This is a genomic window from Streptomyces sp. NPDC051740, from assembly GCF_044453165.1.
Classification (GTDB): Bacteria; Actinomycetota; Actinomycetes; order Streptomycetales; family Streptomycetaceae; genus Streptomyces; species Streptomyces atrovirens.
Genome location: NZ_JBITCL010000013.1, coordinates 143,177 through 155,367, shown reverse-complemented (window position 1 = coordinate 155,367; position 12,191 = coordinate 143,177). Strand labels below are relative to the sequence as shown.

The window sequence follows — 12,191 nt, the reverse complement described above, 5'->3', positions numbered from 1 at the left end:
CCGGCGGTGGTCGATCCGTCCCAGCAGACGTGGGGCGCTCCGTCGGGGAGCGCCGGGTGTCCGAAGGGACGGGACAGCATGAGCACGATCCTGGTGACCGGCGGTACCGGAACGCTCGGCCGGCACATCGTCGCGCGGCTGCGGGCGGGCGGACACGAGGTGCGGGGGCTCAGCCGGCACGCTCAGCCGTACGCCGTCGATCTGCGCGAAGGCGGGGCGGTGCTGGAGGAGGCCGTCACGGGCGTGGACACGATCGTGCACTGCGCGTCGTCACCGCGCGGTGGCGACGAGAAGGCCGCGCGGAACCTGATCGCGGCGGCCCGGCGGGCGGGGGTCGGACACCTCGTGTACATCTCGATCGTCGGTGTCGACCGGGTGCCGTTCGGTTACTACCGGTCCAAGCTGGCCGTGGAGCGGCTGGTCGAGGAGTCGGGGCTGGGCTGGACGGTGCTGCGCGCCACCCAGTTCCACGACCTGGTGTTCACGGTCCTCCAGGGCATGGCCAGGCTGCCGGTCCTGCTGCTGCCGGCCCGGGTGAAGGACCAGCCGGTCGATGTCACGGAGGTCGCGGACCGCCTGGCCGAGCTGGCCCGGGGCGCGCCGGCGGGCCGCGTCGACGACATGGGCGGTCCGGAGGTCCGGACGTTCGACTCCCTGGCCCGCGCGTATCTGAAGGCCACGGGCCGCCGCCGCGCGGTGGTGAAGGTCCCGCTGCGCGGCGCGTCCTACGACGCCTTCCGCGCGGGCGGCCACCTCGCCCCGGAGCGAGCGACCGGCAAGGGCACGTTCGACGAGTACCTGGCGAAGCGGTGCGGAGCGCGCGCCGACCGCCGGTGAGCGGGACGTCCGTCTCCCGCCCGCCCCTGTGGCGGGCACGCGGGCGGGCCGTCCGCAACCGGACAGGGTGAGTCCCGGCCCGGCCGACGACGTTCAACGGCCGATGGCCGGGCCGGGAGCAGGGGACGGGCGCTCCGCCGGACGTGCGGTGCCATCGGTCGTCCGCGGCGCCGTCGTGGCTGGTCGCGCAGTTCCCCGCGCCCCTTCGGGGCGCTGCCGTGACCGGCCGCGCCCACGCGGCGGTAGCCGCACGTCCGTACGGTCCCACGCCCCCTCGGCGCGCTGCCGTGACCGGCCGCGCCCACGCGGCGGTAGCCGCACGTCGGTATGGTCCCGCGCCCCTTCGGAGCGCTGTCGGACGTAGTGGGTCTCGCGCCGGGCCTCTCAGTGCCCGGGCACACCGAACAGTTCTTCCTGGGCCCGGTCGCGGGCCGTCAGGAGGGCTCCGCGGAGTACCGCGCCGCCGCCCAGGGTGCTGGGCCGTACGTCGGCGGGCAGGGGGGACATGGCGGCCAGGCGGTCCCGTACCCGCGCGGCGAGTGTCTCGCCGCCGGCCTGGCCGACCTCGCCGCCCAGGACCACGTGGCCGGGGTCGAGCAGCGCGACCACCGAGGCGACGCCCACCGTGATCCGGTCGGCCAGGGTGTCGAGGAAGCGTGCCTCCGGGGAGGCGGGGGCGGCCGACGCGACGGCCGTCCGTACCGCGCCCGCCGCCGGCGGCTCGACGCCCGGCTCCGCCACGACGCCGCACTCCTCCGCCAGCCGGGCGACCGCCGCCGCCCCCACCAGGGAGTGGAAGCCGCCCGCGCAGTCGGTGGCCGACGGCGGGCCGCTCGTGCCCGGGACCGGGAGGAAGCCGATCTCGCCCGTGCCGCCGGAGGCGCCCCTGCGCAGGGTGCCGTCGAGGATCACTGCGGCGCCGGTGCCGTGGCCCAGCCACAGCAGGACGAAGGTGTCCCGGTCGCGGGCCGCGCCGTCGCGCTGCTCGGCCAGCGCGGCGAGGTTGGTCTCGTTCTCCACGCTGACCCGGGCCTCGGGGAGCCGTTCCTGGAGCGCGGCGACCAGGCGCCGGTGCCACTCGGGCAGGCCCGTGGAGTCGCGCAGTTCGCCGCTCGCGGGGTCGATCAGTCCGGGGGCCCCGATCCCGACGGTGTGCAGCCGGTCGGCGCCCGCCTCCTTCGCCGTCCGCTCGACCAGCGCGACCGCCTGTTCGACCGCCGGTCCGGTGCCCGCGTCCCCGGTGATGGGCAGGGCGGCCTCGGCCAGGACCTCGCCGACGAGGTCCGACACGACCACGGTGACGCCCTCGGTGCGGACGTCCAGCGCGGCCAGGTGCGCCCGGTCCCCGACGATGCCGTACAGCTTGGCGTTGGGGCCGCGCCGCTGCTCCCCCGCCTCGCCGGCCACCGCGATGAGCCCGGCGGCGGTGAGCCGCTCGACGAGGTCGGCGACGGTCGGCCGGGACAGCCCGGTCAGCTGTTTCAACTGCCCGGCGGTCAGCGGGCCTTCCTGCTGGAGCAGGCGCAGGGCGAGCCGGTCGTTGATGGCTCTGGCGGTGCTCGGGGATGCGGCCATGCCGGGATCCTTCCAGATCGGCGGGGCCGGTCGGCGCATGCTCCGCCTCCGGATACCCCATATCTTTCAGGCAGGGTTCCTGATAGTTTACGGCGGCGCGTGCGGAAACCGACGGCCGGGAGGGGCGGGACGATGAGCGCAGTGGTCCATCAGCAGCGTGATGTGAGACGGGCGCGGTACGCCGTGGCCGCCGTGTTCGCCGTACACGGCGCCGTCACCGGATCGTTCGCCACCCGCGTCCCCTGGATCCAGGACCACGCCGGCGTGAGCGCCGGGCAGTTGGGCCTCGCGCTCGCCTTCCCCGCGCTCGGGGCGTCCCTCGCGATGCCGCTCGCGGGAAGCGTCAGCCACCGCTTCGGCGCCCGCACGGCGCTGCGCGGCCTGATCGCGCTGTGGACGCTCGCGCTGACCCTGCCGTCGATCGCCCCGAACCTGCTCACCCTCTGCCTGGCCCTGTTCGTCTACGGCGCCACGGCCGGCATGTCCGACGTGGCGATGAACGCGCTGGGCGTGGAGGTGGAGAACCGGCTCGACAAGTCGATCATGTCGGGGCTGCACGGCATGTGGAGCGCCGGCGCCCTGATCGGCTCGGCGGCCGGCACGCTCGCCGCCCACCTCGGCGCGGACGCCCGGCTGCACCACGCGCTCGCGGCCGCCGTCCTGACGGTGGTGGGTGTGACCGCCTGCACCTGGGTGCTCGACCTGCAGCCCGCCGAGGACGAGGAGCCGCCGCCGCGGTTCGCGCTGCCGCCCCGCTCCGCGCTGCTCATCGGCGCGATCGGCTTCTGCGCGGTGTTCGCGGAGGGCGCGAGCCTGGACTGGTCGGCGGTCTACCTGCGCGACCAGCTGGAGACCTCGGCCGGTCTCGCGGCGGCCTGCACCACCGGTTTCACGCTCACCATGGCGGTCGCCCGGATCGCCGGGGACCACGTGGTGGACCGCTACGGCGCCGTGCGCACGGTCCGCGCGAGCGGTGTCGTCGCCCTGCTGGGCGGACTGCTGATCGTGTTCGCCGAGCACCCCGCGGTGGCGATGGGCGGGTTCGCGCTGATGGGGCTCGGCATCGCGGTGGTCGTGCCGTTGTGCTTCGCCGCCGCCGGCCGCAGCGGCTCCAACCCGAGCCTGGCCATCGCGGGCGTCGCGACCATCACCTACACCTCGGGCCTGATCGCCCCGAGCGCGATCGGCCTGCTGGCCCAGGCGACCAGTCTGATGGTGTCGTTCGTCCTGGTGACGGTGTTGTCGTGCGGCATCGCGGGCTTCGCGGGCGTGCTGCGCGCGGGGGACCGTACGAAGGTCACGCGTCCGGAGGCAGCAGTTCCCGAGCCCCGTCCCTGAACGCCTCGCTCCAGGGCGCCGGGCGCAGGGTCGTGGCGTCCAGCCGCACCAGCACCCGGCTGCCCCGCGCGTAGGTCGCTTCCCCGTCCTGCGAGCAGAAGCGGAAGCCGTACGTCAGTCCGGTCCTGCCGAGCCGCTCCAGCCACAGGTGGACCGCGTACGTACCCGCGCGGGTCACCGGGGCCTCGTAGCCGATCCGCAGTTCCCGGACCGCGTTGCAGGCGTCGCCGGCCGCCACCCAGTCGCCGTCGAAGCGGACGCCCTTCTCCTGCCACAGCTCGGTCCACGCCCGCTCGACGAGCAGCGGATAGCGGGCGTTGTGTAGCAGCCCCAGCGCGTCGAGGTCGTCGAAGTGGACGGTCACGGGGATCAGCCGGCCGTGGAGCAGGGCGGGGGCGAGCGGGGCTTCGGCGGTCACGGGTGGGACTCCTGGGACGTACGGGATGAGTGCCGCTTACATCGAACAGCGGCGCGCCCTCATCCTAAGCAGACGCTCAGCCGGGTCGGCCACGCCCGTCCGCCTGTACGAAGCACCGCTGCCCAGCCCGCACAATGGTCCGGACACGCTGCACGTACGACGAAAGCGACAGCCCATGAATCTCGGCGTCCGGTGGAAACTGCACGGCGACGGACGCACCCCGGCCCCCGGCGCGGTGGTCCGCCCCGACGAACGGCTCTCCTGGCCCCGTACGGCGGGTCTGGGTGCCCAGCACGTCGTGGCGATGTTCGGGGCGTCCTTCGTCGCCCCGGTGCTCATGGGTCTGGACCCCAACCTGGCGATCATGATGTCGGGTGTCGCGACCGTCGTCTTCCTGCTGGCCACGCGTGGCCGGGTGCCGAGCTACCTCGGCTGCTCGCTCTCCTTCGTCGGTGTCGCCGCGGTCATCCGGGCCCAGGGCGGCTCCAGCGCCACCGTCACCGGCGCGGTGTTCGTGGTGGGGGCCGCGCTGTTCCTGGTGGGTCTCGCGGTGCGGCGGTTCGGGGCGCGGATCATCCACGCCGCGATGCCGCCGATCGTCACCGGCGCGGTGGTGATGCTGATCGGCTTCAACCTGGCACCGGTGACCGCCTCCACCTACTGGCCGCAGGACCAGTGGACCGCCCTGTTCGTGATGCTGTTCACCGGTCTCGCCGTGGTCTGCCTGCGCGGCTTCTGGTCCCGCATCGCGATCTTCCTCGGGCTGGTCTTCGGATACGTCCTGTCCTGGGCGCTCGACCGGATCTTCGGGCGGATCCACTCGGCGGACGCGAGCGGCAAGGTCACCGACCACTGGCGCCTGGACCTGTCCGGAGTGGGCCAGGCCGACTGGATCGGACTGCCGGCCCTGCACGGCCCGTCCTTCGAGTGGTCGGCGATCCTGGTCGCCCTGCCGGTGGTCATCGCGCTGATCGCCGAGAACGCCGGGCACGTCAAGGCGGTCGGCGAGATGACCGGCGACAACCTCGACGACAAGCTCGGCACGGCCATCTCCGCCGACGGTGTCGGCTCCATGCTGTCCACCGCGGTCGGCGGCCCGCCCAACACCACCTACTCCGAGAACATCGGCGTGATGGCCGCGACCCGCGTCTACTCCACGGCCGCGTACTGGGCCGCCGCCGGCTTCGCCCTGCTGTTCGGTATCTGCCCGAAGTTCGGCGCGGTCGTGGCGGCCATCCCGGGCGGGGTCCTCGGCGGGATCACCGTCATCCTGTACGGCATGATCGGCCTGCTCGGCGCGCAGATCTGGATCAACGCCAAGGTGGACCTGCGCAACCCGCTGAACCTGGTGCCGGCCGCGGCGGGCATCATCATCGGCGTCGGCAACGTCTCGATGGAGTTCACCGACACCTTCTCGCTGAGCGGCATCGCGCTCGGCACGCTGGTCGTCATCACCGGCTACCACGCGCTGCGCGCCTTCGCGCCCGCCCACCTCAAGACGCAGGAGCCGCTGCTCGACGAGGGCACGTCCTCCTACGACACCGAGGGCACCGAGGGCGATCAGCGCGCCAAGTCGTAGGCGTACGACGGGGTGAAGGTGCCCGGCGCCCCCTTGCAGCCGTCGGACTCCCCCGGCAGCTTCACCCACAGGTAGGCGTCGATGCCGGTCTCCCCGGTGCTCAGCGTCGGGGTCCGGCCGAGCTTGCGGCCCGCGGGGTCGCACCATGCGCCGTCCGCCGGGGCGCCGTTGCCGTTGCGGCTGGTGTCGATCACCGCGCCGAGGCCCGGCGGGCCGCCGAGGGCGTCGAGCACGGCACGGTCGTAGGCGACCTCGTCGGCGGTGGCGTGGAAGTTGGAGACGTTGCTGAAGACACCGTCGGAGGAGGCCGCCGAGGCGGCCCCGGCCTGCCGCAGCAGGGCGGCCTGCTCGGCCGCGCCGTGCCAGCCGGAGTGCCCGGCGTCGAAGTAGACCCGCGCCCGGGGGTTGGCGTCCTTCAGTACCCGGCCGGCGCGGGCCAGCGAGGCGAAGCGGTCGGCGCGCTGCCCGGCGGAGAGGCACTCGGACTGGGCGATCGCGTCGGGCTCCAGGATCACGATGACCTCGCTGCCGCCCAGTCCGGCGGCGAACCGGTCGATCCAGGCGTCGTAGGCCGCCAGATCGGGCGCCCCGCCCTCGGAGTGCCCGCCGCAGTCGCGGTCGGGGATCGCGTACGGCACGAGGACCGGCGTGCGGCCCCGTGCCGCGCCGCGCGACGCCACGGCACGCACCCGGGAGGTGACCGTCTCCGGGGAGTGGTCCGCGAACCACACGGCCGCCGGCTGGTCGGCTATCCGGGACTCGATGACCGCGCGGCGCGGGTCGTCGGGGTTGGTCCGCACCCAGTCCAGGACCTGGGAGTCGGGGTGGCGGTAGAGGCGGGTGGACACGGGGGCGGTCCGCCGCTTCTTCCCGGACGCGGACGCCTTCGGGCTCGCCTTCTTCGTCGGACCGGCCGTGGGAGAAGGGGACTTCGTCGCCGACGCCGACGCCGACGGCGAGGGCGAGGGCGAGGGCGAGAGTGACGGCACGACGGGCGGCGGTGCCAGGCGCGGCGAGGAGGTCACCCCGGGGCGTGCCTCGTCCGCGCCACGTCCGTCGCCGACCGTCGACATCATCCCCGTGACGGTACCGACCGCGACCACCACGGAGGCCGCCGCGACCATCGTGCCGCGCCGGACGGCACGCCGACGCTCGGCCCTCCGCGCGGACAGGCGCTGGGCACGCGAGCCTGACACAGTACTGCTCCCCCTCCCCCACGACGGGTGCGTTCCCCCGTTCCGGGGAAGCGTCGGGCCCGCCGCCACTGACGCCACCCTAAAGGTGCGACTCTGCGCTCATGGTGCGATGCGAACAAGTCCTCACCGCCGTGGACGGGGTCGTCTCCCGTATGCGCGCCCTCGACGCGGCCCTGCCCGCGCGGGACGGGGTCGCTGTGTTCAACCGTGTCTACCTCGCCGTCACGGAGGCCGTGGACCGGCGGATCGACGCGGGCCGGTTCCCGGACGCGCGGGCGGCGATCGCGCTGGACGTACGGTTCGCGGAGCGCTATCTGGCGGCGGTGGACGCGGTGTCGCGGGAGCGGCGGCCACCGGCCTGCTGGCGTCCGCTGTTCCAGTTCCGCCGGCACCCCGGCGTACGTCCGCTGCAGTTCGCGCTCGCGGGCATCAACGCGCACATCGGCCACGATCTCGCGCTCGCCGTCGTGGACACCTGCCGTACGCTCGGCTGCGAACCCATCGATCTGGAAGACGAGTTCGACCAGGTGGGCGAACTCCTCCTCTCGCTGGAGGACCGGATCCGCGAAGAGCTGACACCGGGCCCCGAACTGCTGCGGATCGCCGATCCGCTGACCCATCTGCTGGGCGCGTGGAGCCTGGAACGTGCCCGGGACGCGGCCTGGACGGCGGCCCGCGCCCTGTGGGCGCTGCGCGGACTGCCGGACGTCGCCGGGGAGTTCACCGAACGCCTGGACACGGCGGTGGGCTTCGCCGGCCGCATGCTGCTCACCCCGCTGCCGGACCGACCCGGCAGCGGGGGGCGGGCTCAGTCCTCGGGGAGTTCCACCGGGGCGATCTCGTCGTAGAGGTCGCCGGGACCCGGGTTGGTCGGGTCGGTCTCGCCGCCGAAGTGGTGCATGACGCCCCAGACCGCGTTCAGCGCGGTCTGGACGGCACCCTCCGCCCAGCCGGCCGTCCAGGAGATGTCGTCGCCGGCGAGGAAGATGCCCCGCTTGTCCTCCGGCAGCGCCTCCTGCATGAAGTGGGTGAACAGGCGGCGCTGGTAGCGGTAGTGGCCGGGCAGGTTGGCCTTGAACGCGCCCATGAAGTAGGGCTCGTTCTCCCAGGAGACGGTCACCGGGTTGCCGATGATGTGCTTCCGGATGTCGACCTTGGGGTAGATCTCGCCGAGCGACTTCAGCATGACCTCCATCCGCTCGTTCGCGGACAGCGGCAGCCACTTCAGGCTGTCGTCGCACCAGGTGTAGGAGAGGCAGATGACGGCCGGCTTGTCGGGGCCGTCGTCGAGGAGGTACGTGCCGCGCGTCATGCGGTCGGTGAGCGTCATCGACATGACGTCCCGGCCGGTCTCCTCGTCCTTGTCCAGCCAGAACGGCCGGTCGACCGGCACGAAGAGCTTGGAGCTCTCCATGTAGTGGGTGCGCTCGATGGCGGTCCAGTGGTCGATCGGGAAGAGCGAGTCGTCACAGGCGATCTTGGACAGCAGCATCCAGGACTGGGCGGTGAAGATCGCCGCCTGGTACGTACGGATGTCGCCGTAGGCGTCCGTCACCGTGATCCGGTTGCCGGCGGTGCGGTTGAGCCGGGTGACCGCCGGGCGGGGCTCGCCGTCCGGGTGCAGGGACTTCAGCGAGGTGCCGTACGGCCAGTGGACGATCTTCTCCGGCTCGCGCTCCCACAGGCGCAGGGGCAGCTGCTGGGAGCCGCCGACGATACCGCGGTGGTGGTCGTCGGCCTCGGTGTAGACGACGCGGAGGATCTCCAGGATCGAGTTGGGGAAGTCGGTGTCCCAGCCGCCGGTGCCGAAGCCGACCTGGCCGAAGATCTCGCGGTGGCGGAAGGACTTGAAGGCCTCGGAGTCGCAGAGGAAGCCGTAGAAGGTCTGGTTGTCGAGCTTCTCGACCAGCTTCGCCCAGGTCTCCCGGACGCGCGGGACGTCGCGCTCGCGCAGGGCGCGGTTCATGTCGGAGAAGTCGGCGCCCTCTTCGAGGCACTTGGCCCAGGCGTCGGCGACGTCCCGGTAGACCTGGGGCAGGTCGTCGAGGGTCTCGGCGTAGTGCGACTCGCCCTTGAGGTCGACGACGGTGGACGGCGTCGCCTCGGCGAGGGGATTGGGGAAGGGACGGGTGCGCAGTCCGACCAGGTCGATGTAGTGCTGGAGCGCCGTGGAGGACGGCGGGAAGCGCATCGCGCCCATCTCGGCGGTCAGGGAGTCGTCGCACCCGTCGAAGCCGACGGTGCGCAGCCGCCCGCCGATCCGGTCGGCCTCGTACACGACCGGCTTGAGGCCCATCTTCATCAGCTCGTACGCGGCGACGATGCCGGACAGGCCGCCGCCGATCACGGCGACCTCGGTGCCGTGCTCGGTCGCCGGTATCTGTCCGAGGCCCGCCGGGTGGGCGAGGAAGTCGTCGTACGCGTACGGGAAGTCCGGGCCGAACATGGTGATCGGCGGCTGCTGCTCGTCGGCGTGCTCGATCGCGTTGGGCACGGTGGACGTCATGGGGTACGGACTCCTTGCACAGGTGAAGCGGGGGTTGGGGGGACGAGGCTCAGACGAGGGACCCGTAGAGGCCGGGGCGACGGTCCTGCAGATACGGGTTGTTCTCACGGGACGCGGCCAGGAGGACGGGGTCGGCGTCGGCGACGACGAGCTCCTCGGTGCGGCCGGCCCGGGTGCGGGCGACTCCGTCGGGGGCGGCGAGCGTGGACAGGCCCACGAACTCGAACTCGCCCTCCTGGCCGACCCGGTTGACGTACGCGATGTACATCTGGTTCTCGAACGCCCGCACCGGTACGACGGACTCGGCGACGAACTGGAACGGGTGCAGCTGGGCCGTGGGCACCAGGAGGAGGTCGGTGCCGGCCAGGGCGTGGGCGCGCACGTTCTCCGGGAACTCGACGTCGTAGCAGATCATCAGGCCGATGGTGAGGCCGTCGAGCTCGGCCTGCACGACGGTTCGCTCTCCCGGGGTGAAGTGGTCCCGCTCGAAGCAGCCGTAGAGGTGGGTCTTGCGGTAGTTCGCGAGGCGGGTGCCGGCGGCGGAGATCAGCTGCACGGAGTTGAAGACGCGCTCGCCGTCCCGCTCGGGGTAGCCGTAGGCGATCGCGAGGCCGTGCCGGGCCGCGGTCTCCGCGATCGCGTCGGCCGCGTCGCCGTCGGCGGGCTCGGCGAGCCGGGCGAGGTCGTCGCCGATCGCGTACCCGGTCAGGAACAGCTCCGAGGTGACGAGCAGCCCGGCGCCCGCGGCGGCGGCGCGGGCGGACGCCTCGTCGAGGACCTTGAGGTTCCCGACGACGGATCCGGGGCGGCCGGAGCTCTGGAGCAGGGCGGTGCGCATGCGTGTTCCTCACCGGGACGCGGGGGGTTTCGGGGGTCGGATAGACGGTACGGGCGGGCGGCTCGGGGGGACAAGGTGGAGCCGTTGCGCGTCGGTGAGGGGTTTGTTGCGTGCGGGGCGGGGGTCGCGGCGATTCGTTGCACCGGCCTCGCCGCCGCGCGGTGTGCGGTGCGGGGTGCGGTGTGATCAGCGGGGACGTTCGCGCGGCCCGGCGCCGTACGAGGTGCCCGGCGTTGGTGTGGACCGGGGCGGGGTTGCGCGGCCCGGCGTTTGCGGGGTGCCGTCGCGCCCACCCGTGCCGCCCCAGCGGCACGACTGCCCGCGGATCGCGAGGCATGCGGCGCGGCTGCCCGCGGATCGCGGGGGCGGTGGCGCGGCTGCCCGCGGATCGCGGGGGCGGTGGCGCGGCTGCCCGCGGATGGTGGGGGCGGTGGCGCGGCTGTCCGTGGAAGACGGCGGGAGCGGCGGGAGGCAGTCGCGTACGGCGGGGCGGGGGTGGCCGCTCGCGGTGGCCGGCGCGTCAGCGCCCCGCGCCCCTCCGAGAGACGTGATCCGCGCCGGTCCGAGGACGGACACCCCCGGCGCGGCCCCGACCCGCCCACCGGCCGTGGGCACTGCGGCAAGCCTCACGCCCGTGCCCTGGCGGCGACGGCGAGCAGCAGGGCCGCCGCCGTCGCCAGGTACGGCACCGCGAACACCGCGAAGGCGGTGCTGTGGGCGCCGCCCGAGGCGATCAGGGCGTAGCCGCCGTAGACCGCGATCGTCGTCAGTTCCGTGCCCAGGCCCGCGACCGAGGTGAGGGTGGCCCGGCCGGTGTCCTCGATGCGTCGCTGGAGACGGGCGTCGGCCAGCACGGTCGCCGCCTGGAAGCCACCGAAGGCGAGGGCGACGAGGAGCAGTCCCGCCGGTGTGCCGGCCGCCGCACCGACGGCCAGGGCGAGGCCCGCACCGGCGAGCACCGCGGCGAGCCCGGCCGTGCCGAGCCGCTCGCCCTCACCGGCCAGCAGGCTCCCGGCGGTGGCGCCGGCCCAGATCAGCAGGAGCAGGTGGGGAACCGTCCCGTCCGCGACACCGGTCCCCCGCACCAGCAGCGGCGTGTACTCGTCGAGGGCACCCCACACCGCGCTCACGGCCGGGACGAGCAGCAGCGCCCCGCGTACCGACCGGTCGGAGCGGGCCTCGGCGAGCCCGGCGCGCAGGGTCGCCGTCCGGCTCTCGTGCCCGGTCTTCGGCGAGCGGTGCTCGGGGAACCGGAGTGCCGTGGCCGCCGTCAGCAGACACACCAGCACGCTGGCGGCCCCGACGGCGGTGTGGCCGCCCCGGGTGAGCACGGGGCCGGCGAGTCCCATCGCCGCCATCACCGCGACCAGTCCGGCCGCGCGGGCCCGGCCCATGACCCGGGCGTAGCGGCCGGCCGCGTCGAGCCGTTCCAGCTCGTCGTAGACCAGCGCCTCCAGCGCACCGGAGCCCAGCGCCCCGCCGGCGCCCCACAGCACGAAGCCGACGGCGAAGGCGCCGTACGACGGGACGAGCACCCACAGGGCGAAGCCGGCGGCGGTGAGCAGCGGGCCGAGCCACAGCAGCAGCCGGCGCGAGACGGCGTCGGCCCAGATCCCGGAGGGGACCTCCAGCAGCACACCGGTCACCGACCAGAGGGCGAACAGGGAGGAGATCTGCCCGACGGACAGGCCGGTGTCGCTGAACAGCAGCGCGTACACCGGGTAGAGCAGGATGAAGTCTTCGAGGAACGAATAGCCGTACAGCGTGGTCGTCAGCCGTCGCACGCGGACGTCGGAGGCACGCGTGGGCGTGAGAGTCATGAGGCCTTCCCGTAAGGGCGGTTCGGACACCGGACGTCGAGGACGTACGGCGGCCGGGGCGGCCCTCGGGAGGCGCGGCTGGTG

At 73.6% G+C, this 12,191-nt stretch carries 10 protein-coding genes; 4 read left to right on the top strand and 6 right to left on the bottom strand.

Annotated elements, in window-relative coordinates; genetic code table 11:
- Window positions 1-78 precede the first annotated feature (78 nt).
- A complete protein-coding gene (locus ACIA6T_RS22570) occupies window positions 79-837 on the top strand; it encodes an SDR family oxidoreductase (RefSeq protein WP_399448247.1) in 759 nt (252 codons plus the stop codon).
- 384 nt (window positions 838-1,221) lie between these two features.
- On the opposite strand, the gene ACIA6T_RS22565 is transcribed toward ACIA6T_RS22570, so the two are convergent.
- Window positions 1,222-2,412: an ROK family transcriptional regulator gene (locus ACIA6T_RS22565; RefSeq protein ID WP_399448246.1), complete on the bottom strand. Its 1,191-nt coding sequence runs from the start codon at window positions 2,410-2,412 to the stop codon at window positions 1,222-1,224.
- A 132-nt stretch (window positions 2,413-2,544) separates the two neighbouring features.
- Between ACIA6T_RS22565 and ACIA6T_RS22560 the strand changes: the two genes are divergently transcribed.
- Complete coding sequence (locus ACIA6T_RS22560) at window positions 2,545-3,750, top strand: MFS transporter (protein ID WP_399448245.1); 1,206 nt, start codon at window positions 2,545-2,547, stop codon at window positions 3,748-3,750.
- Here ACIA6T_RS22560 and ACIA6T_RS22555 read toward each other — a convergent pair.
- A complete protein-coding gene (locus ACIA6T_RS22555) occupies window positions 3,710-4,168 on the bottom strand; it encodes an acyl-CoA thioesterase (protein WP_399448244.1) in 459 nt (152 codons plus the stop codon). The two genes, ACIA6T_RS22560 and ACIA6T_RS22555, sit on opposite strands and share 41 nt — an antisense overlap.
- Window positions 4,169-4,343: 175 nt before the next feature.
- Here ACIA6T_RS22555 and ACIA6T_RS22550 point away from each other — a divergent pair, with 175 nt between their 5' ends.
- The gene (locus tag ACIA6T_RS22550) at window positions 4,344-5,747 is read left to right on the top strand and encodes a uracil-xanthine permease family protein (protein ID WP_399448243.1); all 1,404 of its coding nucleotides are present in this window, start codon (window positions 4,344-4,346) and stop codon (window positions 5,745-5,747) included.
- Here ACIA6T_RS22550 and ACIA6T_RS22545 read toward each other — a convergent pair.
- The gene (locus tag ACIA6T_RS22545; RefSeq protein WP_399448297.1) at window positions 5,729-6,871 is read right to left on the bottom strand and encodes a glycoside hydrolase family 6 protein; all 1,143 of its coding nucleotides are present in this window, start codon (window positions 6,869-6,871) and stop codon (window positions 5,729-5,731) included. The two genes, ACIA6T_RS22550 and ACIA6T_RS22545, sit on opposite strands and share 19 nt — an antisense overlap.
- Window positions 6,872-7,044: 173 nt before the next feature.
- On the opposite strand from ACIA6T_RS22545, the gene ACIA6T_RS22540 reads away from it, so the two are divergent.
- Complete coding sequence (locus tag ACIA6T_RS22540) at window positions 7,045-7,791, top strand: DUF5995 family protein (RefSeq protein ID WP_399448242.1); 747 nt, start codon at window positions 7,045-7,047, stop codon at window positions 7,789-7,791.
- On the opposite strand, the gene ACIA6T_RS22535 is transcribed toward ACIA6T_RS22540, so the two are convergent.
- The 3 genes from ACIA6T_RS22535 to ACIA6T_RS22525 form a co-directional block, all read right to left on the bottom strand.
- Window positions 7,752-9,449, bottom strand: a complete 1,698-nt coding sequence (locus ACIA6T_RS22535; RefSeq protein ID WP_399448241.1) for a flavin monoamine oxidase family protein — start codon at window positions 9,447-9,449, stop codon at window positions 7,752-7,754. The genes ACIA6T_RS22540 and ACIA6T_RS22535 overlap by 40 nt on opposite strands.
- Before the next feature lie 49 nt (window positions 9,450-9,498).
- A complete protein-coding gene (locus ACIA6T_RS22530) occupies window positions 9,499-10,287 on the bottom strand; it encodes a carbon-nitrogen hydrolase family protein (protein ID WP_399448240.1) in 789 nt (262 codons plus the stop codon).
- 626 nt (window positions 10,288-10,913) lie between these two features.
- A complete protein-coding gene (locus ACIA6T_RS22525) occupies window positions 10,914-12,107 on the bottom strand; it encodes an MFS transporter (protein ID WP_399448239.1) in 1,194 nt (397 codons plus the stop codon).
- Window positions 12,108-12,191: the final 84 nt, after the last annotated feature.

Bases quoted from the DNA above. Each gene is read 5' to 3' on its own strand.
- ACIA6T_RS22530 (WP_399448240.1), bottom strand. From the start codon at position 10,287: ATGCGCACCGCCCTGCTCCAGAGCTCCGGCCGCCCCGGATCCGTCGTC.
- ACIA6T_RS22570 (WP_399448247.1), top strand. From the start codon at position 79: ATGAGCACGATCCTGGTGACCGGCGGTACCGGAACGCTCGGCCGGCAC.
- ACIA6T_RS22525 (WP_399448239.1), bottom strand. From the start codon at position 12,107: ATGACTCTCACGCCCACGCGTGCCTCCGACGTCCGCGTGCGACGGCTG.
- ACIA6T_RS22565 (WP_399448246.1), bottom strand. From the start codon at position 2,412: ATGGCCGCATCCCCGAGCACCGCCAGAGCCATCAACGACCGGCTCGCC.
- ACIA6T_RS22545 (WP_399448297.1), bottom strand. From the start codon at position 6,871: ATGGTCGCGGCGGCCTCCGTGGTGGTCGCGGTCGGTACCGTCACGGGG.
- ACIA6T_RS22560 (WP_399448245.1), top strand. From the start codon at position 2,545: ATGAGCGCAGTGGTCCATCAGCAGCGTGATGTGAGACGGGCGCGGTAC.
- ACIA6T_RS22540 (WP_399448242.1), top strand. From the start codon at position 7,045: ATGGTGCGATGCGAACAAGTCCTCACCGCCGTGGACGGGGTCGTCTCC.
- ACIA6T_RS22550 (WP_399448243.1), top strand. From the start codon at position 4,344: ATGAATCTCGGCGTCCGGTGGAAACTGCACGGCGACGGACGCACCCCG.
- ACIA6T_RS22535 (WP_399448241.1), bottom strand. From the start codon at position 9,449: ATGACGTCCACCGTGCCCAACGCGATCGAGCACGCCGACGAGCAGCAG.